The organism is Streptomyces sp. NPDC059564 (assembly GCF_042735575.1).
GTDB lineage: Bacteria > Actinomycetota > Actinomycetes > Streptomycetales > Streptomycetaceae > Streptomyces.
This window is the reverse complement of sequence record NZ_JBHWBP010000061.1, coordinates 11,823-32,254: the sequence shown is the minus strand read 5'-3', so window position 1 is coordinate 32,254 and position 20,432 is coordinate 11,823. Positions and strand designations below refer to the sequence as shown.

The following is a 20,432-nucleotide window of genomic DNA, read 5'->3' as shown; positions in this document are numbered from 1 at the left end:
GCGCGGGTGGCACGACGACGGGCACGCGGAGCGGCGGCGGGGGCCGGAGCCTCCTCCACCACGGGCGCGGCCTCGGCGGCGGGCGCCTCCGGGGCGGCGGCAGCGCCGCCGGGCGGGCCCGCGGGCCGGGACGCCGCGCGGCGACGCCTGCGCGGAGGCAGGTTGTCGCTGGGGCTGCCACTGTCGGCGGCGGGGGTGTTCTCGTTTTCGGTGTTGAGCATGCGGGGTTCTCCCGTCACGCTCCCGGGCGCCGCGGCTGACGTCCGGTCCGGCACGGCTCCGCGCAATGAACGCGGAACCGGCCTCCGGGGCGCGTTCGCCACACGGGAGCTGTAGTCCATGGCCGCCGGTTCCGTACGTGTTGTCCGTACGGCCTGGCGGAAGTCTTCAGGTCTGTGCGCTGCCCGACCCAGGTGGCTCCCGAGTGCCAGGGCGGCGCGACGACGACGATCCCTACGCGGCGGGACCTTCCGGCGCCTTCGCGTCGGCGGGCACGGCGGCCGTGGGTGGGGCGGCCGTGACAGCCTCGCGGTCGGGCGCGAGCGGGTCGGTCACCGTGCCGGACTCCTCGTCGAAGAGCCCCTGCGCCAGCCTGGTCACCGCTGCGGGGACCGGCGGCGCCAGGTCGGCCACAGCGTGGAGACCGGACAGGACGTCGTCGGGTCGCACGGCAGGTGTCAGATGCCGAACAACCAGGCGCAGTATCGCACAGGCATTGTCCAGCGGCCTATCAGCCTGGACCGGAAGGGCTTCCAGAGTGACGACCGCGCCTCGGGTGTCGAAGGTGCGCACGCCGTTCTTGGTCCGGCGCTGCACCTCCACGGTCTCGGCGGCGAGGAAGGTCTCCACCGCCCGCTCGGCGTCGGCGAGGTCCACGCCCTCCAGGCGCAGCTCCCACACGGAGGCGGTCAGCCGGTCCGCGAGCCCGGAGGTGCGGGCTTCGACGGCGTCGATGATGTCGAGCCCGACCGGCATCGACTCGTCGAGGAGCGCACGGAGCTTCTCGGGGTCGCGGGGCGCGGCGAGCGCGATCTCCAGGTACTCGGCCTCGCTGCCGGTGCCGGTGGGCGCGGCGTTCGCGTACGAGACCCGGGGGTGCGGGGTGAAGCCGGCCGAGTACGCCATGGGCACCTCGGCGCGGCGCAGGGCGCGTTCGAAGGCGCGCTGGAAGTCTCGGTGGCTGGTGAACCGGAGGCGGCCACGCTTGGTGTAGCGCAGTCGGATGCGCTGCACCACCGGTGCGGGAGGCGGGCCTTCGGGCTGTCGCTTGCCCAGTGGTTCTTCTCCTTGTGCGGGGCGTCGCGGCTCGCGCGTCGCCCTGAGTGTCCGTGGGGCCGGGCTGCCACGCCCCGCCTCCGGCTCACCCCTGCGGTTCGTGCAGGGAGATCTCGGGAGCGGGCGCGCTGCCTACGGCTGTCGTACTACCCAGAGTACGCGCCCGTGACCTCGCCGGTTCCCGGGGCGGCCACCCGAACAGGGCGCGCCGTACCTCGGCCCGGGCTTCGCGCACCGCGGCGCGGCCGGCCCGCCAGACCTCGCGGACGACGTGCCCGACGGGGGTGGCGACGTGCCGGCGGACCCAGGCCCAGGGCCGTGCGACGAGCCCGCGCCACAGCCAGACGAAGCCGCGTCCTATGGCCCGGCTGATCCGGCCGGCCACGTGCCAGGCCCCGGCCAGCAGCCGCCCGAGGGGCGCGAGTAGGCAGGCGTACGCCGCCCGGCCGAGGGGTGCCAGCACGTACCGGTACGCGGCCGCCGCGACCGGCACGACGGCGTGGCGCCAGAGCGCGGCCCACGGCCAAACGAACAGCGCCCGCCCCAGCCAGGCCACCGCGATCCCGACGGGCACGAGCAGGTACCGCCACAGCGCGACCCACGGCCACACGAACAGCGTCATCCCCAGCGCCCACGCGACCCAGGCGACGCCCTTGCCCAGCGGCAGGAGCAGGTAGCGGCCAGCCACGTGCAGGACCCGGTCGAGCCCCTCGCCCAGCGGCCTCAGCAGGTACGTCAGCAGCGCACTGCCGACGGGGGTCAGTACGTACCGCCACAGCGGCCGCAGCAGGTACGTGTCCACCCCGCGCCCCAGCCACAGCAGGCCGTGCCCGACCGGAGTCAGGACATAGCGCCACAGGCCTGCCCACGGCCAGACGAAGACCAGCATCAGCAGGGTCACGGCGACCCGGCCGAGCCCGCGCAGCACCGGTCGGAACACGTGAGCGCGGAGCCACCGCAGTCCCTGCCCCGTCGGCCCGAGGACGTGCCGGTTCAGCATCCGGGCGCAGGCGGCGAGCAGGTCCCAGACCACGCGTACGGGCAGGACCACCAGGACGGCCACGATCTTGACCGGAATCCGGAGGACCCCTACCAGACACCCCTCGGCGCCGGGTGCGTGCTGCGGCTTTTCCATGTGCATACGGCTAAGGACACCAGAACCGCCAAGTCCGTTGCGCCGGGGTGCCGGTACACGTGTGCCCCCACCGTTGACGGTGGGGGCACACGTGGTGGCCTCAGGCCGGATTCAGCGGGTCCCGGATCACTTCACGACCGACAGCGGCAGCAGCTTCTGCCCCGTCGGACCGATCTGGATGTGGGTGTCCATCTGCGGGCAGACGCCGCAGTCGAAGCACGGGGTCCAGCGGCAGTCCTCGACCTCGGTCTCGTCGAGGGCGTCCTGCCAGTCCTCCCACAGCCAGTCCTTGTCGAGGCCGGAGTCCAGGTGGTCCCAGGGCAGCACCTCTTCGTAGGTGCGCTCGCGGGTGGTGTACCAGGCCACGTCCACGCCGTAGGCGGGCAGCGCCTTCTCCGCCGCCCGCATCCAGCGGTCGTACGAGAAGTGCTCGCGCCAGCCGTCGAAGCGGCCGCCGTCCTCGTACACGGCGCGGATGACGTCGCCGATGCGGCGGTCGCCGCGCGAGAGCAGGCCCTCGACGATGCCGGGCTTGCCGTCGTGGTAGCGGAAGCCGATGGAGCGACCGTACTTCTTGTCGCCGCGGATCTTGTCGCGGAGCTTGCCGAGACGGGCGTCCGTCTCCTCCGCCGACAGCTGCGGCGCCCACTGGAACGGGGTGTGCGGCTTCGGTACGAATCCGCCGATCGAGACCGTGCAGCGGATGTCGTTCTGCCCGGAGACCTCGCGGCCCTTGGCGATGACGTTGACCGCCATGTCACCGATCTGGAGGACGTCCTCGTCGGTCTCGGTGGGCAGGCCGCACATGAAGTACAGCTTCACCTGCCGCCAGCCGTTGCCGTAGGCGGTGGAGACGGTCCGGATCAGGTCCTCTTCCGAGACCATCTTGTTGATGACCTTGCGCATGCGCTCGGAGCCGCCCTCGGGGGCGAAGGTCAGGCCCGAGCGGCGGCCGTTGCGGGTCAGCTCGTTGGCCAGGTCCACGTTGAAGGCGTCCACGCGGGTCGACGGGAGGGACAGGCCCACCTTGTCGTCCGAGTAGCGGTCCGCGAGGCCCTTGGCGATGTCGGCGATCTCGGTGTGGTCCGCGGAGGACAGCGACAGCAGGCCGACCTCCTCGAAGCCGGTCGCCTTCAGGCCCTTCTCGACCATTTCGCCGATGCCGGTGATGCTTCGCTCCCGCACGGGGCGCGTGATCATGCCGGCCTGGCAGAAACGGCAGCCGCGGGTGCAGCCGCGGAAGATCTCCACGGACATGCGCTCGTGGACGGTCTCGGCGAGCGGGACCAGGGGCTGCTTGGGGTAGGGCCACTCGTCGAGGTCCATGACGGTGTGCTTGGACACGCGCCACGGCACGCCGGAGCGGTTCGGCACGACACGGCCGATGCGGCCGTCCGGCAGGTACTCGACGTCGTAGAAACCGGGCACGTAGACGTTGCCGGTCTTCGCGAGGCGCAGCAGCACTTCCTCGCGGCCGCCCGGACGGCCTTCGGCCTTCCAGGTGCGGATGATCCCGGTCATGTCGAGGACGGCCTGCTCGCCGTCGCCGATGACCGCGCAGTCGATGAACTCCGCGATCGGCTCGGGGTTGAAGGCCGCGTGGCCGCCCGCGAGGACGATGGGGTGGTCGACGGTACGGTTCCTCGCCTCCAGCGGGATGCCCGCCAGGTCGAGGGCCGTGAGCATGTTGGTGTAGCCCAGCTCCGTGGAGAAAGACAGGCCGAACACGTCGAAGTCGCCGACCGGGCGGTGGCTGTCGACGGTGAACTGCGGCACCTTGTGCTCGCGCATCAGCTCTTCGAGGTCGGGCCACACCGAGTAGGTGCGCTCGGCGAGGACGCCCTCGCGCTCGTTGAGCACCTCGTAGAGGATCATGACGCCCTGGTTGGGCAGCCCCACCTCGTACGCGTCCGGGTACATGAGCGCCCAGCGGACGTCGCACGACTCCCAGGGCTTCACCGTGGAGTTGAGCTCACCACCGACGTACTGGATGGGCTTCTGCACATGCGGGAGCAGAGCTTCGAGCTGTGGGAAGACCGACTCGGACATCACGCGACTTTCGTGAAGCGGGCAGGGGGCGACTCTCAAGCGTACCCCGAGGGCGGCTCCCGCCCGCCCACATGATCACTTGAGGGCGGCCCGCAGCCTGGGGTCGTCGGCGTCGCTCCAGATGTCCGGAAGCTGCTGTTCGCTCCGTGCGCTCAGGCCTTCCTCGCGGGCGTAGAGCACGCCCCAGGTGAAGGCGGACTCCCCCGCGCCGGCCGCCTGGAGGGCGAGGCCGTGCAGGGCTTCGCGGGCGACGACCCCGTCCTGGTGCTCGCCGAGCACGCTCTGTACCGATTTGGCGGCCCTGGCCAGGCGCTGGGCGGGCTTGCCGAGGGCGGCGGCGGCAGCCTCCGCCGCGTACCGGGCGCGTTTGGCGGCCTTGCGGGCGTCGTGCAGGGCCCGGTCGCGCTCCTCGCCGGGCTCCAGGGCCAGGGCGGCGCCGACCCGGCGGGCGAGGCGGTCCCAGTCGCGCAGTACGGCCTTCGGCAGGACGCCCGCGGCCGTGCGGGCGGCGGGGGCGCGCAGCGGCGGGTCGGCCAGCAGGGCGTCGAGGGCGCCCAGCAGGGCCAGGTGGCGCGGGCTGTCGAGAGCGGCGACGGCGCGGCGGCGGGTGGCGGAGCGGCGGGCGGCGTTCCAGGTGCGCAGCCGGGCGCGGACGGGGCCGTGGAGCAGGGTGCGCGGGAGTTCTCCGATGTGGGTGCGCAGCCGTTCGAGGAGGACCTCGCGGTCGCGGTCGGCGCCGAGTTCGGCGGCGAGCCAGCGCAGTTCGTCGCGGAGCGGGTCGGTGGCGGTGCGGTCGAGGACCCGCCGGTAGGTGGCCAGCGCGCTGCGCAGCCGCCGGGTGGCGACCCGCATCCGGTGGACGGAGTCGGGTACGTCGAGACGGACGGCGGGGTCGAGGGCGATCAGGGCGTCGCGCTGTTCGCGCAGGTACGCGAGCACGTGCGCACCCGCCGTGCCCTCGGGGAGTTCCGCGGCGGGGGGTGCGGGCGCCGGTTCGGCCCCGGTCTCGGCGAGGGCGCGGGCGAGCTTCGAGGGGGCGTCGCTGACCCGGATCCCGGCCTTGCGGAAGCGCTTCTCGACGGCGTCGAGGAGGGCGGGGTCGACGTCGTCGGCGAGTTCCACCTCGACCTCGGTCCAGGCGGCGACGGCCGTGCCGCGCTCGGCCCGCACCGCGTCGGTGCTCAGTTCCGCGAGGAGGTTCCCGTCGGCGTCGAGGAGGTGGCTGACCTCACGGGTGGAGCCCAGCCTGACCTGCGGTTCGAGCCCGGCGCCGCGGACGCGGGAGCGGACGAGCGCGGTGAGGGAGCGGGGCGGGGTGTCGGCGAGGGGGGCCCGGATCTCGTCGCGGACGCCGGGGGCGACGGGGAGTTTCAGGTGCCAGCCGGCGTCCTCGCCGCCGGTGCGGCGCCGCAGGGTCACGCCGTCGGCGGCGAGCCGGTGGTCGGGGGTGTCGTAGTAGACGGCGTCGAGGTGGACGGTGCCCCGGTCGCTCACGTCGGCGATCCCGGCGGTGCCGGTCAGGTCCGGGAGCCGGCGCTGTCCGTCGGCGCCGGTTTTCCCGCCCCGTTCACCGCCGTCGCCGTCGCCGTGCGTGAACTCGAATTTCCGCTCGATCTCGCGCTTGGTGTCCGCCATGAACCGAATCTAGTCCGGAACGGCGGCCGGCGGGAGGCCGCCTCCCGCTCCGGCGGAAAGCGGCCCCCGCACGGCCTCGATCAGGCCGACAGGGGGCGCTGCACCCGGATGGACTGGAGCAGCCCGACCGCGACCCAGACGGCGAACATCGACGATCCTCCGTAGGACACGAAGGGCAGCGGGAGCCCGGCCACCGGCATGATGCCGAGGGTCATGCCGATGTTCTCGAAGGCCTGGAAGGCGAACCAGGCGATGATCCCGGCGCACACGATGGTGCCGTAGAGCTCGGTGGTCTCGCGGGCGATCATGCAGGCGCGCCAGAGCACGATGCCCAGGAGCACCAGGATCAGTCCGGCGCCGAGGAAGCCGAGTTCCTCGCCGGCCACGGTGAAGACGAAGTCGGTCTGCTGCTCGGGGACGAACTGGCCGGTGGTCTGCGAGCCCTTGAAGAGCCCGGAGCCGGTCAGCCCGCCGGAGCCGATCGCGATGCGCGCCTGGTTGGTGTTGTAGCCGACGCCGGCGGGGTCGAGCTCGGGGTTGGCGAAGGCCGCGAAGCGGTTGATCTGGTACTCGTCGAGGACGCCGAGCTGCCAGATCAGGATGGCCCCGGCGGCGCCGGAGGCCATCAGGCCGACGACCCAGCGGTTGGAGGCGCCGGAGGCGAGCAGCACGCCGAGCACGATGATGACCATGACCATGACGGAGCCGAGGTCGGGCATCAGCATGACGATGCCCATGGGGGCGGCGGCCAGGCACAGGGCCTTGACCACGGTGCGGTGGTCGGGGTGGGCGAGGTCGCCGGCGTCCACCCGGGCGGAGAGCAGCATGGCCATACCGAGGATGATCGTGATCTTCACGAACTCGGAGGGCTGGAGCGAGAACCCGCCGCCGATCACGATCCACGCGTGGGCGCCGTTGATGGTGGCGCCGAGCGGGGTGAGCACGGCGATGATCAGGACCAGCGAGAGCCCGTACAGGATCGGCACGGCCCCGCGCAGGGTGCGGTGCCCGAGCCAGACGGTGCCGATCATCAGCACGAGGCCGATGCCGGTGTTCATGGCGTGCCGCAGGAGGAAGTAGTACGGGTCCCCCTGGTTCAGCGAGGTGCGGTTGCGGGTCGCCGACCACACCAGCAGCGCGCCGATGAAGGACAGCGCGAGCGCGGACAGCAGTATCGGCCAGTCGAGCCGACGCACGACGGAGTCCCGCGCGGTCAGCTTGGCCACGGGGCCGCGCCGGGGCGCGTACCGGGAGACGGAGAACTTGTTCGCGGTCTGCATCGGGGCCTCAGTCCTGCCTGGCCGCGGGCGGGGCCGGCGGTCCGGCGAGGGCGGGCGGGGCCGAGTCCTCGGGCGACGGCGGCACGTACGGCCTGACCTCGGGGGCGTCGATGGAGCCGTCGGGCTGGATGGTGGGCAGCTTGGCCTCGGGCTTGAGCAGCAGGGCCTTCTTCGGGTCCTGCTTGCCGGCCATGTCGAGGCCGTAGATGGCGTTGTAGACGTTGCGCACCGCGGGACCGGAGGCGCCGGAGCCGGTGCCGCCCTGGGAGATCGTCATCACGATCGTGTAGTCCTCGGTGTACGTGGCGAACCACGAGGTCGTCTGCTTGCCGTAGACCTCGGCGGTGCCGGTCTTGGCGTGCATCGGGATCTCCTTCTGCGGCCAGCCGCCGAAGCGCCAGGCGGCGGTGCCGCGGGTGGCGACGCCCTCCAGCGCTTCTCCTATCTTCGACCGGGTCTCCTCGGTCATGGGCAGCTTGCCGTGGGCCTTCGGCTGGATCTCCTCGACCTTCTTGCCGTCGGCGCTGATGACCGCCTTGCCGATGGTCGGGTTCCACAGGGTGCCGCCGTTGGAGATGGCCGCGTAGATGGTGGCCATCTGGATCGGGGTGACGAGCGTGTCGCCCTGCCCGATGGAGTAGTTGACGGCGTCACCGGCGCGCATGAGGTTGCCTTCGAGGCAGTTCTCGTAGGACAGCAGCTCGACGTAGGTGCCGCCCTTCTTGCCGGTCTTGCACCACTGGTCCTTGTTGGCCTCCCAGAACTTCTGCTTCCACTCGCGGTCGGGGACCCGGCCCTTCTCCTCGCCCGGCAGGTCCACGCCGGTCTCCGCGCCGAGGCCGAACTGGTGGGCGGTCTTGTAGAAGATCTGCGCCGGGTTCTTCACCGGATGGAGCCCGCCGTCCTTCAGCCACTGCTGGTGGCCGAGGGCGTAGAAGACGGTGTCGCAGGAGACCTCCAGGGCCCGGCCGAGGGTGATGCTGCCGTGGCCCTGGGACTCGAAGTTCTTGAAGACCTGGCCGCCGATGGAGTACGAGCTGGGGCAGGGGTAGTCGCCGTCGAACTTGTATCCGGCGTTGACCGCGGCCGCGGTCGGGATGACCTTGAAGATGGAGCCGGGAGCCGCCTGGCCCTGGATCGCCCGGTTCATCAGCGGGACGTTGGCTTCCTTGGCCGTGAGCCTGGCGTAGTCCTTGCCGGAGATCCCGCCGACCCACACGTTGGGGTCGTAGGTCGGGTTGGAGGCCATCGCGACGACCCGGCCGGTCTTGGACTCCAGGACGACGATGGCGCCGGCGTCGGCCTTGTAGGGGACGCCGGTGTTGCGGTCGATCTGCTTGCGCGCCTCGACCATGGCCGCGTTGAGCTCGTACTCGGCGACGGCCTGGACGCGGGAGTCGATGCTGGTGACGACGTTGGCGCCGGGGACCGCGGGGTCGTTGGCGGCCTCGCCGATGACGCGGCCGAGGTTGTCCACCTCGTAGCGGGTGACGCCGGACTTGCCGCGCAGTTCCTTGTCGTAGGTGCGCTCCAGGCCGAAGCGGCCGACCTGGTCCGAGCGCAGGAACGGCGAGTTCGTGTTCTTCGCCTTGATGATCTCGTCGTCGGTGACCGGGGAGAGGTAGCCGAGGACCTGGCCGGTGTTGGCGCCGCCGGGGGCCGGGTAGCGGCGTACGGCGGTGGGCTCGGCGGTGATGCCGGGGAAGTCCTCGGGGCGTTCGCGGATCTGGAGGGCCTGCTGGGTGGTGGCCTCCAGGGTCACCGGGATGGGCTGGTACGGGGAGCCGTTCCAGCAGGGCTGCGGGGTCTTGGAGTCGCAGAGGCGGACCTTGTCCATGACGTCCTGCGGCTTCATGTCGAGGACCCCGGCGAGCCGGGTCAGGACGCCCTTGCCCTTGTCCTTTATCTTCATCAGCTCGGTGCGGCTGGCGGAGACGACGAGACGGGTCTCGTTGTCGGCCAGCGGAACGCCGCGGGCGTCGAGGAGCGAGCCGCGGACGGCGGGCTGGACGACCTGCTGGACGTGGTTGTTCTTGGCCTCGTCGGAGTACTCCTGGCCGTTGCGGATCTGGAGGTACCAGAGCCGGCCGCCCAGGGTGAACAGCAGGGAGAAGACGAGCACCTGCAGGATGACGAGCCGGATCTGCACCCGGGGGGTGCGGCCGGTCTCCGGAATGTTGGTCACGACTGCTCCCCCGTCACAGCTTCTTGACGCTCTTCACGCCCTTGACGCCCTTTATGCGGCCGGCCCGGTTGGCGCGGCCCCGCCCGTTCCTCAGCCGCAGGCCACCGCGCTGGCTGCCGATGCGCAGGCCCGTGCCGCCGGCCAGCCAGCCGGAGGACACGTCCTTGCCCTGGGGCGGTCCGCCGCCCGCTTCGACGGCCATCGGGTCGTTCTCCGCGCGCCGGGCCAGGGCCATGATGAACGGCACCGTGAAGGGAGCGAGCAGCAGGTCGTAGAGGGTGGCGGTGAACAGCAGCCCGGCCAGGCCCACGTGCCGGGCGGCGGTGTCGCCGACGAGGGCGCCCACACCGGCGTAGAGCAGGGTGGAGGAGATCGCGGCGCCGACGACGGTGAGCATCGGCCCCCAGGCGGAACGGAACCGCCCGTTGTCGGGGCGGACGAGGCCCACGAGGTAGCCGATCAGGCACAGGACGAGCGCGTACCGCCCGGCGGCGTGGTCGGCGGGCGGGGCCAGGTCGGCGAGCAGCCCGGCTCCGAAGCCGATGAGGGCTCCGCCGACGGGCCCGTAGACGAGGGCGAGCGCGACCACGGTGAGCAGGAGGAGGTCGGGGACGGCCCCGGGCAGCTGGAGCCGGCCGAGGACGGTGACCTGGATGACGAGCGCGACGGCGACGAGCGTGCCCGACAGCAGGATCCGGTTGAAGCGCATGGTGATCGGCTCCTACTCGTCGGCCGGCTTGGCGAGGCCGGCGGACGCGGACGGGGTGACCGTGACGGTGACCGTCGGGGTGGGCTTGGGTGCCTCGGGCTTGGGCGGCAGGACGGCGTCGCGCGGGTCCTCGCGCGGGGGCATGACGACGACGCCGACGATGTCCAGGCGGGAGAATCCGACGAACGGCCGCACCCAGACGGTGCGGGTCAGGTCGCCGCGCGAGGGGTCGGCCTTGACGACCTCGCCGATCGGGACGCCCGGCACGAAGGGCTTGTTGCCGCGGGAGCCGAAGGTGACGAGCCGGTCGCCCGGGTTCACCTTGGCCTTGCCGTTGAGCATCTGCACGGACAGGGCGCGGTCGCCCTGACCGGTGGCGAAGCCGAGCTCGCCGGTCTTCTCCAGGCGGGTCCCGACGGTGAAGTCGGGGTCGTTGGCGAGGACCACGGTGGCGGTGTCGGGGCCGACCGTCGCGACGCGGCCGACGAGTCCGTCCCCGTTGAGGACGGTCATGTCGCGCTCGATGCCGTCCTTGCTGCCCGCGTCGATGGTGACGGTCCAGGAGAAGCCCTGGGCCGCTCCTATCCCGATGACCTCGGCGCCCTTGATCCCGTACTGTCCGGCGCCGGCCCGCTTGAGCATCTCGTCGAGCTCGTGGATCCGGCTGCGGGTCTGGTCGTCGCTGCCCAGCTTGGCCTTGAGCGCGGTGTTCTCGCGCTCCAGCGTCGCGATCCGGTTGTGGCGCTCGCCGGAGTCGCGTACGGCCCCTATGGCGTTGGCGACCGGATCCACCGCGGTCGCCATGCCCTTCTCGACCGGACCGAAGACCGCTGCGGCGGCCTGCCGGGCACCGTCGACCGGCGACTCCTCGCCCGCTCTGATGTCCACCGTGATCAAAGCGAACGCGATGGCGATCAGCAGCACCAGGAGCAGCCGGCTCTCTCGTGTGTCCCTCACGTGCGGCGGCCGTGCCTTCCTCGTAGAAACCCATGCGGCGGAGCCGTAGAAACACCTGCGGCGGAGCCGCTCCGGTGGAGCCGGGGCACGCACCGGACTGTGCCTGTATATCAACGATCCGCCGCACGGGCGCGGTAGCACCCGTACGGCGGATCCTTGTGTTCCGCATGCCCCTTTGACGGGGATTCGATCACCGCCGGGGCTGGGCGTCCAGGACCTGCTGGAGGGCTTCGAACTCCTCGACGCACTTGCCGGAGCCGAGGGCCACGGAGTCGAGGGGGTCCTCCGCGATGTGGATCGGCATGCCCGTCTCGCGGCGCAGCCGCTCGTCGAGCCCGCGGAGCAGGGCGCCGCCGCCGGTGAGCACGATGCCGCGGTCCATGATGTCGCCGGAGAGCTCCGGCGGGCACTTGTCGAGCGTGGTCTTGACCGCGTCGACGATGGCGTTGACCGGCTCCTCGATGGCCTTGCGGACCTCGGCGGCCGAGATCACGACGGTCTTGGGCAGGCCCGAGACCAGGTCGCGGCCGCGGATCTCGGTGTGCTCGTCCTTGTCGAGGTCGTACGCCGACCCGATGGTGATCTTGATCTGTTCGGCGGTGCGCTCGCCGAGGAGCAGCGAGTACTCCTTCTTGATGTGCTGGATGATCGCGTTGTCCAGCTCGTCGCCGGCCACCCGGATGGACTGTGCCGTGACGATTCCGCCGAGGGAGATGACGGCGACCTCGGTGGTGCCGCCGCCGATGTCCACGACCATGTTGCCGGTGGCCTCGTGGACGGGCAGGCCCGAGCCGATGGCGGCGGCCATGGGCTCCTCGATGATGTGCACCTGGCGGGCGCCGGCCTGCGTGGACGCCTCGATGACCGCGCGGCGCTCCACTCCGGTGATGCCGGAGGGCACGCAGACCACCACGCGCGGACGCGCCAGGTAGCGGCGCTTGTGGATCTTGAGGATGAAGTACCGGAGCATCCGCTCGGTGATCTCGAAGTCGGCGATCACGCCGTCCTTGAGGGGCCGTACGGCGACGATGTTGCCGGGCGTCCGGCCGATCATCTTCTTCGCCTCGGAGCCGACCGCGAGAATTCCACCGGTGTTCGTGTTGATGGCGACCACGGACGGCTCGTTCAGAACGATTCCCCGGCCCCTCACGTACACCAGCGTGTTGGCGGTCCCGAGGTCGATCGCCATGTCACGGCCGATGAACGACATGTTGTTCCCCTTGTTCCCCATGAGGAGCGTCTGGCCTTCCAGTTGATAGCGGCTGCTGTCAGGTCGGCGAGGTGGGTGTGTGGGTGGAGGCCCCATCGTAGTGCCGCAAGTGCGGACACCGCGCGACGGGACTCCGGCAATCCCGCCGGAACGGATACCCGCCCCCTTAGTGGTGACGTCGTGTCCTGTCCAGGCGTTCCCGGTCGCGGCCCGCTATACCGAAGGGCGACCGAAATTACTTCGGTCGCCCCAGGTCATGAGCGCTATTTGGCTGATGTCTCGTCAGGAAAGAGTGCTCAGAGAGCGGGGAAGAACAGCTTCAGTTCCCGCTCCGCGGACTCCTCGGAGTCCGAGGCGTGGACCAGGTTCTCCCGGGTGATGGTGCCGAAGTCGCCGCGGATGGAACCGGGCGCCGCGGCGATCGGGTCGGTGGGTCCGGCCAGCTGGCGGACACCCTCGATCACGCGTTCCCCTTCCACCACCAGGGCGACGACCGGACCGCTCGCCATGAAGCCCATGAGGGGCTCGTAGAACGGGCGCCCCACGTGCTCCGCGTAGTGCTGCTCCAGGATGGTCCGGTCGAGCGTGCGCAGCTCCAGCGCAGGGATGGTCCAGCCCGCCTTGCGCTCGAAACGACCGATGATCTCGCCCACCAGGCCACGCCTGACCGCGTCCGGCTTGAGCAGGACGAGCGTGCGCTGGGTCATGTTGTAACTCCTTGCGGCAAACGGGTGCGGTTACCCGAGGCTACAGGGGTCGGGTGGGGCCGGTGCGCAGCCCCTGGGACCCCGCGCTGGCGGGGAGCAGGAAGCTCAATACGGCGAGCACAAGGGCAAGCCCGGACCACCCCCGCCACGGCGGGGAGGCGCGCACCGACCGGGCGCAAGTCAAGCACCCGGTCGGCGTGGCACGCGAGGTCAGGCCTGAGCCTCACTCTGGGCGGCCCAGCGGGCCTTGACCGCGTCGATCTTGCGGCCGTAGTGCACCGAGCACCACCACAGACCGGCGAAGACCGCGCCCAGGAAGAACATCGTGGGGACCACGAAACCGCTCGCGATCAGCCCGATCTGCAGCGCCCAGCCGAGCTGCACCGCGCCGGGACGCGAGAGCATCCCGCACAGCAGCACCGACAGCAGCATGGTCACGCCGCAGACCGTCCACACCTGGGCCTGGGTCAGGTCCGGGTTCTTCATGGCCACCAGGCCCGCGAAGCCGACGACGAAGAATTCACCGATCAGCGTGCTCGCACAGAGCGTGCGCATCGATCCCTCAGCCCCTCTTGAACAGCAGGCGGGCCTCGCCCACCGTGATCACGGAACCGGTCACCAGGACCCCGGCCCCACCGTATTCGGCCTCTTCCTCCGCCAGGGTGACCGCCGCCTCCAGGGCGTCGTCCAGCCGCGGCTCCACCTGCACCCGGTCCGGCCCGAAGACCTCCACCGCGACGGCCGCCAGCTCGTCCGCGCCCATCGCCCGGTGGCTGGTGTTCTCCGTGACGACGACCTCCGCGAAGATCGGCTCGAAGGCCGCCAGGACGCCCTTGACGTCCTTGCCCTCGCTCGCTGCCACCACGCCGATCAGCCGGCTGAAGCCGAAGGCCTCGGTGACGGCTTCCGCCGTGACCGCCGCCCCGGCCGGGTTGTGCGCGGCGTCCAGGATCACCGTCGGGCTGCGGCGCACGACCTCCATGCGGCCCGGCGAGGTCACCGAGGCGAAGGCCCGGCGCACCGTGTCCCCGTCCAGCTCCCGCGCGTGCTCCGCGCCGATCCCGAAGAAGGCCTCGACGGCGGCCAGCGCCACCGCCGCGTTGTGCGCCATGTGGGCGCCGTACAGCGGCAGGAAGATGCCGTCGTACTCGCCGCCCACCCCGCGCAGGGTCAGCATCTGGCCGCCGACCGCCACCTCGCGGGAGACGACCCCGAACTCCATGCCCTCGCGGGCCACGGTCGCGTCGACCTCGACGGCCTTCTTCAGCAGCACCTGCGCCGCGTCCACCGGCTGCTGCGCCAGGATCACGGTGGCGCCCTGCTTGATGATGCCGCCCTTCTCCTCGGCGATCTCACCGGGCGTCGAGCCGAGCCGGTCCGTGTGGTCGAGGCTGATCGGGGTGACCACCGCGACCGACCCGTCGATCACGTTGGTGGCGTCCCAGCTGCCGCCCATGCCGACCTCGACCACCGCCGCGTCGACGGGCGCGTCCGCGAAGGCCGCGTACGCCATGCCCGTGAGCACCTCGAAGAACGACAGCCGGTACTCCTCGGCGGCGTCGACCATCTCCACGTACGGCTTGATGTCGTGGTACGTCTCGACGAAGCGCTCGGCGCTGATCGGCGCCCCGTCCAGGCTGATGCGCTCGGTGACGGACTGCACGTGCGGGCTGGTGTAGCGGCCCGTGCGCAGCTCGAAGGCGTTCAGCAGGGCCTCGATCATCCGGGCCGTGCTGGTCTTGCCGTTGGTCCCCGTGACGTGGATGGACGGGTACGCGCGCTGCGGCTCGCCCAGGACGTCCATCAGCGCGGCGATCCGGCTGACGGACGGCTCCAGCTTGGTTTCGCCCCAGCGCGTGGCGAGCTCCTGCTCCACCTCCAGGAGCGCCTTCGCCACCTCCGGGTCCTGGGGGCGGGACGGCACCGGATCGCCCGTGGGCGGCCCGGCCTGGGCGCGCAGGGTGCGGCTGCCGGCCTCGATCACCGCCAGGTCGGGGTCGCGGACGGACTCTTCCGCCACTATCTGGTCGAACTCGTCGAAGGAGTCGTCGAGGTGGTCGACGTCGTCGCGGTCGTGGCTCTCGGGCTGCTGCTCACTCACGGACCCCAGTCTACGGACGAGGGCCCCCGGGACTTTCGGCCCGGCCGTTTCGGGACCATCGGCGGCGAAAGCGACCGGATCGTTATGCAAGCCTTGCGGACAGGAGATTGGGGAACAAATGCCGCAGGCCAGCGCCAACAAGACAGCCTCCAGCCGCGACATAGGCATCGACCTGGGGACCGCGAACACCCTCGTCTACGCCCGAGGGCACGGGATCGTCCTCAATGAGCCGTCCGTGGTCGCGGTCAGGGCGGGCACGACCACCGCCCTCGCCGTCGGCAGCGAAGCCAAGGAGACCATCGGCCGCACCCCGGGCTCCATCACCGCGATCCGCCCCCTCAAGGACGGGGTGATCTGCGACTACGAGGCCGCCGAGGAGATGATCCGGCACTTCGTCCGCAAGGCCGTCCCCGGCCGGCGGCCCCGGACCCGGATGGTGATCTGCGTCCCCTCCGGGGTGACCCAGGTCGAGCGGCGGGCCATCGTCCACGCCTCCACCCGGGCCGGCGCCAGGGCGGTTCACCTGATCGAGGAACCGATGGCGGCGGCGATCGGCGCCGGGCTGCCCGTCGCCGAGGCCCGCGGGTCCATGGTCGTCGACATCGGCGGCGGCACCTGCGAGGTCGCCGTCATCTCCCTCGGCGGGATCGTCACCTCCCAGTCCCTGCGCGTCGGCGGGGACCGGCTGGACGCGGCGATCATGGACCACGTGCGCAAGGAACACGCGCTGCTCATCGGCGAGCGCACCGCCGAGGACGTCAAGATCGGCATCGGCTCGGCGTGGCCCGTCCCGGACCGGCCCGAGCTGGAGACCCGCACCTTCACCGTGCGGGGCCGCGAGAAGGTCGGCGGCATGCCGAAGACGCTGGAGCTGACCGCCCCGGACGTGCGCTCCGCCCTGGACGAGCCGGTCGAGGCCATCATCGCCGCCGTCCGCACCACCCTGGAGGAATGCCCGCCCGAACTGTCCGGCGACGTGATGCAGCACGGCATCGTCCTCGCCGGCGGCGGCGCCCTCCTGCCCGGCCTCGACCTGCGCATCGCCTCCGCCACGGGCATCCCGGTCTTCGTCGCGGACGCCCCGCTGGACTGCGTGGCCCTGGGCTCGGGCAAGTGCGTGGAGGACCTGGACACCTTTTTGAAGGGCTCGGTTCGCCTCCGGGGCGCCAAAGCCTGACTCACAGGTCCCCAGGCGCGCCCCTTCGGCTCACTCGCCGGTGCGAGCTGCGAGCTGATCGGAGGTCAGCCGCGCGGGAGCGTCGCCACGACCTCGTACGCCGCCTCGGTGCGGGTCGCCGTCAGGGTGCCGCCCAGGCTCCGGACGCGTTCGGCCATGCTCGCCGTGCCCGAGCCCGCCGAGACGGGGGCGCGGCCCGGGGTGCTGGCCGGGAGGCCGTTGCTGACGGCGATCCGCAGCTGCGGTCCGTCGACGCGGATCGCCACCTCGATGGTCTCGCCGTGCGCGTGCTTGGCGGCGTTCGTCAGGCACTCCTGCACCACCCGGTAGACCGCCGCCTGCCGCAGCGGCGACAGCGCGTGCGCGTCCGGGTCCATGGCCAGGCGGACCGGCGAACCGGCCCGCCCGCTCTCCTGCGCGAGTGCCGCCAGCCCGTCCACGCCCGGGGTCGCGGCCCGCTCCCCGCGCTGCACGATGATCTCGTTGAGCACCAGGTGGGCCCGCCGCGCGGTGTCGGACAGCTCCTCGAAGTCCTTCGCGTACGCCGTCTCGCGCGCCCGCGTCGACAGCACCTCGGAGCGCACCGTCAGCAGGGTCAGCTCCCGCCCGACGAAGTCGTGGACGTCCCGGGCCACCGAGGTCCGCTCCTGCTGGACGGCGTTCAGCACCGCCGCCTCGGCCCGCCGGGCCGCCAGCTCGCGCACCAGGTCCTGCCGGTAGGCGGCGATCCCGACGGCCGAGGCGAGGACGCCGATCGGCACCACCAGGCTGAGGAAGGAGCTGAGCGTCTGCGCCCGGGGCTCGGGCCAGCCCGGCACGCTGAACACCGCGAGCGCGAAGGCCACGTAGCCGAGGGTGGCCAGGATCCCGGCGCGCCGCCCCCGGTAGCGGCCTACGGAGTACAGCGCGAACTGGATCAGCGTCAGCTCGTGCAGCCAGCCGATGAACAGCAGCGACGTCGCGTACGGCACCCACGGCATCCGGCGCCGCACCAGCAGGCTGGAGCAGCCCAGGGTGAGCACGACGGCGGCCTGCGGCCCGCTCAGGGAGTTGTCGGCGGCGGCCAGGCCCGGCAGGTCCAGGGCCATCAGGGCCAGACAGCCCACGGCGGTGAGGACGTCCTGCGCCCGGGGTGAGCCGGCCCAGCTCTCGGTGAGCCGGCGGCCGGATGCCACGACCCGGTGGAACGCCGAGAGGGCGGGCTTGACGTGCATGCCCTCCATCATCCGTGGTCGGCGGCCGGGATCGAATCCGCGAGGCGGACATATGAAGTGATATGCGGCACTAGGGATGGCATCGCGCAGGGCCGTCCGCAGCCGCTCCGAGCACGCGAAAGGCCCCCGCACCGACGGGTGCGGGGGCCTTCGTACGCCTTGGCTACGCGGCGGGCAGCGCGTCCAGCTGGGCCTGGATCCGGGCGATGTCGCCCTCGGCCTTGGCCAGCCGGCCCTTGATCTTGTCCACGACGTTGTCGGGGGCCTTGGCCAGGAAGGCCTCGTTCCCGAGCTTCGCCCCGGCCTGCTGCTTCTCCTTCTCGGCGGCGGCCAGGTCCTTGCTCAGCCGCTTGCGCTCGGCCGGGATGTCGATGGTGCCGGACAGGTCGAGCGCGACCGTGGCACCGCCGACGGGGAGGGTCGCGGTGGCGCTGAAGTCGTCACCCTCCGGCTGGAGGCGCAGCACCTGGCGGATCGCGGCCTCGTGCGCGGCGAGCGCGGTGCCGGACAGGCCCAGGCGGGCCGGGACCTTCTGCTTGTCGTCGAGGCCCTGCTCCTTGCGGAACCGGCGGACCTCGCGGACCAGGGTCTGGACGCCCTCGATCTCGGCCTCGGACTGCGCGTCGCGGAAGCCACTGTCCTTGGGCCAGTCGGCGATCACCAGGGACTCGCCGCCGGTCAGCGTGGTCCACAGGGTCTCGGTGACGAAGGGGACCACCGGGTGGAGCAGGCGCAGCATGACGTCGAGGACCTCGCCGAGGACCCGGGCGGAGGCCTTGGCCGGCTCGCCGCCCGCGAAGAAGGTCGTCTTGGAGAGCTCGACGTACCAGTCGAAGACCTCGTCCCACGCGAAGTGGTAGAGGGCGTCCGACAGCTTCGAGAACTGGTAATCCTCGTAGTACGCGTCGACCTCGGCCACGGTCTTGTTCAGGCGCGACAGGATCCAGCGGTCGGTCGCCGACAGCTGCTCGACCGGCGGCAGGTCGCCCTCGATCGTGGCGCCGTTCATCAGCGCGAAGCGCGTGGCGTTCCAGATCTTGTTGGCGAACTTGCTGGAGGCCTGGACCCAGTCCTCGCCGATCGGGACGTCGATGCCCGGGTTGGCGCCGCGGGCCAGGGTGAAGCGGACGGCGTCGGAGCCGTACTTGTCCATCCAGTCCAGCGGGTTGACGGCGTTGCCGAAGGACTTCGACATCTTCTTGCCGCGCTCGTCGCGGACCATGCCGTGCAGGGCGATGGTGCCGAACGGCGGGGTGCCGTCCATCGCGTAGAGGCCGAACATCATCATCCTGGCGACCCAGAAGAAGAGGATGTCGTAGCCGGTGACCAGGACGGCGTTCGGGTAGAACTTCGCGAGGCTGTCGGTCTGCTGCGGCCAGCCGAGCGTGGAGAACGGCCACAGGCCCGAGGAGAACCAGGTGTCCAGGACGTCCGTGTCCTGGGTCCAGCCCTCGCCGGCCGGCGGCTGTTCGTCGGGGCCCACGCAGACGATCTCGCCGTTCGGGCCGTACCAGACCGGGATGCGGTGGCCCCACCACAGCTGGCGCGAGATGCACCAGTCGTGGAGGTTGTCGACCCAGTCGAAGTAGCGCTTCTCCATCTCCTGCGGGTGGATCTTGACCCGGCCGTCGCGGACCGCGTCACCGGCCGCCTTGGCGAGCGGGCCGACCTTGACCCACCACTGGAGCGACAGACGGGGCTCGATGGTGGTCTTGCAGCGCGAGCAGTGTCCGACCGAGTGGGTGTACGGGCGCTTCTCGGCGACGATCCGGCCGTCGGCGCGCAGCGCTGCGACGATGGCGGAGCGGGCCTCCAGCCGGTCCAGGCCCTGGAAGGGGCCGTGGGCGGTGATGATGGCGTGCTCGTCCATGACCGCGAGGTTGGGCAGGCCGTGGCGCTGGCCGATCTCGAAGTCGTTCGGGTCGTGCGCCGGGGTCACCTTGACGGCGCCGGTGCCGAACTCCGGGTCGACGTGCTCGTCGGCGACGATCGGGATGCGGCGGCCGGTCAGCGGCAGCTCGATCTCGGTGCCGACCATGTGCTTGTAGCGCTCGTCCTCGGGGTGGACCGCCACGGCGGTGTCACCCAGCATCGTCTCGGCGCGGGTCGTGGCGACGACGATGGAGTTCTCCCCGTCCCCGTACCGGATGGAGACGAGCTCACCGTCGTCGTCCTGGTACTCGACCTCGATGTCGGAGATCGCGGTGAGGCAGCGCGGGCACCAGTTGATGATGCGCTCGGCGCGGTAGATCAGCTCGTCGTCGTAGAGCTTCTTGAAGATGGTCTGGACGGCCTCGGAAAGGCCCTCGTCCATGGTGAAGCGCTCGCGCGCCCAGTCGACGCCGTCGCCGAGGCGGCGCATCTGGCCGGAGATCTGACCGCCGGACTCGCCCTTCCACTTCCAGACGCGCTCGACGAACGCCTCACGGCCCAGGTCGTGGCGGGACTTGCCCTCCTTGGCGAGCTCGCGCTCGACGACGTTCTGGGTGGCGATGCCCGCGTGGTCCATGCCCGGCTGCCACAGGGTCTCGTAGCCCTGCATGCGCTTGCGGCGGGTGAGGGCGTCGATCAGCGTGTGCTCGAAGGCGTGCCCCAGGTGGAGGCTTCCGGTGACGTTCGGCGGCGGGATGACGATGGCGTACGGAGGCTTCTCGCTCTTCTCGTCCGCCTCGAAGTAGCCACGCTCTACCCAGCGCTCGTAGAGCTTCCCCTCTACGTCGGCCGGCGCGTAGGAGGTCGGCAGTTCGGAGTTGGGGGCACTGGGTGTCTGCGTGTTCTCGGTCACGGGGCACAGGATA

General features: G+C 71.3%; 16 protein-coding genes. 1 reads left to right on the top strand and 15 read right to left on the bottom strand.

The annotated features are described in order from the left end of the window. From ACFV0Q_RS14025 to ACFV0Q_RS13965, 13 genes are all read right to left on the bottom strand, one after another. On the bottom strand, positions 1-221 hold a 221-nt coding region (locus ACFV0Q_RS14025; RefSeq protein WP_385004866.1), incomplete at its 3' end, for a hypothetical protein. Between the two features lie 232 nt (positions 222-453). Next, positions 454-1,233, bottom strand: coding sequence for a TIGR03936 family radical SAM-associated protein (locus ACFV0Q_RS14020; protein ID WP_385004864.1), 780 nt, complete (start codon positions 1,231-1,233; stop codon positions 454-456). 127 nt (positions 1,234-1,360) lie between these two features. Then, positions 1,361-2,410 (bottom strand): hypothetical protein, encoded by a 1,050-nt coding sequence (locus tag ACFV0Q_RS14015; RefSeq protein ID WP_385004862.1) that lies wholly within the window; start codon positions 2,408-2,410, stop codon positions 1,361-1,363. 126 nt (positions 2,411-2,536) lie between these two features. Then, complete coding sequence (locus ACFV0Q_RS14010) at positions 2,537-4,459, bottom strand: TIGR03960 family B12-binding radical SAM protein (protein ID WP_385004860.1); 1,923 nt, start codon at positions 4,457-4,459, stop codon at positions 2,537-2,539. 75 nt (positions 4,460-4,534) lie between these two features. Next, on the bottom strand, positions 4,535-6,094 hold the full coding sequence (locus ACFV0Q_RS14005; RefSeq protein ID WP_385004858.1) for a CHAD domain-containing protein: 1,560 nt from the start codon (positions 6,092-6,094) through the stop codon (positions 4,535-4,537). 80 nt (positions 6,095-6,174) lie between these two features. After that, on the bottom strand, positions 6,175-7,374 hold the full coding sequence (rodA, locus tag ACFV0Q_RS14000) for a rod shape-determining protein RodA (protein WP_385004856.1): 1,200 nt from the start codon (positions 7,372-7,374) through the stop codon (positions 6,175-6,177). 7 nt (positions 7,375-7,381) lie between these two features. Then, positions 7,382-9,559 carry a penicillin-binding protein 2 gene (gene mrdA / locus ACFV0Q_RS13995; protein ID WP_385004854.1) on the bottom strand — a complete coding sequence of 726 codons (2,178 nt, stop codon included), beginning with the start codon at positions 9,557-9,559 and terminating at the stop codon, positions 7,382-7,384. Positions 9,560-9,572: 13 nt separating this feature from the next. Continuing rightward, on the bottom strand, positions 9,573-10,268 hold the full coding sequence (mreD, locus tag ACFV0Q_RS13990; RefSeq protein ID WP_385004852.1) for a rod shape-determining protein MreD: 696 nt from the start codon (positions 10,266-10,268) through the stop codon (positions 9,573-9,575). A gap of 12 nt (positions 10,269-10,280) precedes the next feature. After that, a complete protein-coding gene (gene mreC, locus ACFV0Q_RS13985) occupies positions 10,281-11,225 on the bottom strand; it encodes a rod shape-determining protein MreC (RefSeq protein ID WP_385004850.1) in 945 nt (314 codons plus the stop codon). 190 nt (positions 11,226-11,415) lie between these two features. Then, positions 11,416-12,435, bottom strand: coding sequence for a rod shape-determining protein (locus ACFV0Q_RS13980; RefSeq protein WP_008738981.1), 1,020 nt, complete (start codon positions 12,433-12,435; stop codon positions 11,416-11,418). Positions 12,436-12,731: 296 nt separating this feature from the next. Then, entirely contained in the window at positions 12,732-13,142 is a 411-nt protein-coding gene (ndk, locus tag ACFV0Q_RS13975; RefSeq protein ID WP_385004848.1) for a nucleoside-diphosphate kinase, read from the bottom strand. 210 nt (positions 13,143-13,352) lie between these two features. Continuing rightward, positions 13,353-13,697, bottom strand: coding sequence for a DUF4233 domain-containing protein (locus ACFV0Q_RS13970; RefSeq protein ID WP_385004846.1), 345 nt, complete (start codon positions 13,695-13,697; stop codon positions 13,353-13,355). A gap of 7 nt (positions 13,698-13,704) precedes the next feature. Further along, a complete protein-coding gene (locus ACFV0Q_RS13965; protein WP_385004844.1) occupies positions 13,705-15,243 on the bottom strand; it encodes a bifunctional folylpolyglutamate synthase/dihydrofolate synthase in 1,539 nt (512 codons plus the stop codon). Between the two features lie 118 nt (positions 15,244-15,361). On the opposite strand from ACFV0Q_RS13965, the gene ACFV0Q_RS13960 reads away from it, so the two are divergent. Continuing rightward, positions 15,362-16,420, top strand: coding sequence for a rod shape-determining protein (locus ACFV0Q_RS13960; RefSeq protein WP_385004842.1), 1,059 nt, complete (start codon positions 15,362-15,364; stop codon positions 16,418-16,420). A gap of 65 nt (positions 16,421-16,485) precedes the next feature. Here the strand turns inward: ACFV0Q_RS13960 and ACFV0Q_RS13955 are convergent, their stop codons facing one another. Together ACFV0Q_RS13955 and ACFV0Q_RS13950 are read right to left on the bottom strand one after the other, a co-directional pair. Beyond that, on the bottom strand, positions 16,486-17,634 hold the full coding sequence (locus ACFV0Q_RS13955) for a sensor histidine kinase (RefSeq protein WP_385004840.1): 1,149 nt from the start codon (positions 17,632-17,634) through the stop codon (positions 16,486-16,488). 163 nt (positions 17,635-17,797) lie between these two features. Next, positions 17,798-20,419: a valine--tRNA ligase gene (locus tag ACFV0Q_RS13950; RefSeq protein ID WP_385004838.1), complete on the bottom strand. Its 2,622-nt coding sequence runs from the start codon at positions 20,417-20,419 to the stop codon at positions 17,798-17,800. Positions 20,420-20,432 lie beyond the last annotated feature (13 nt).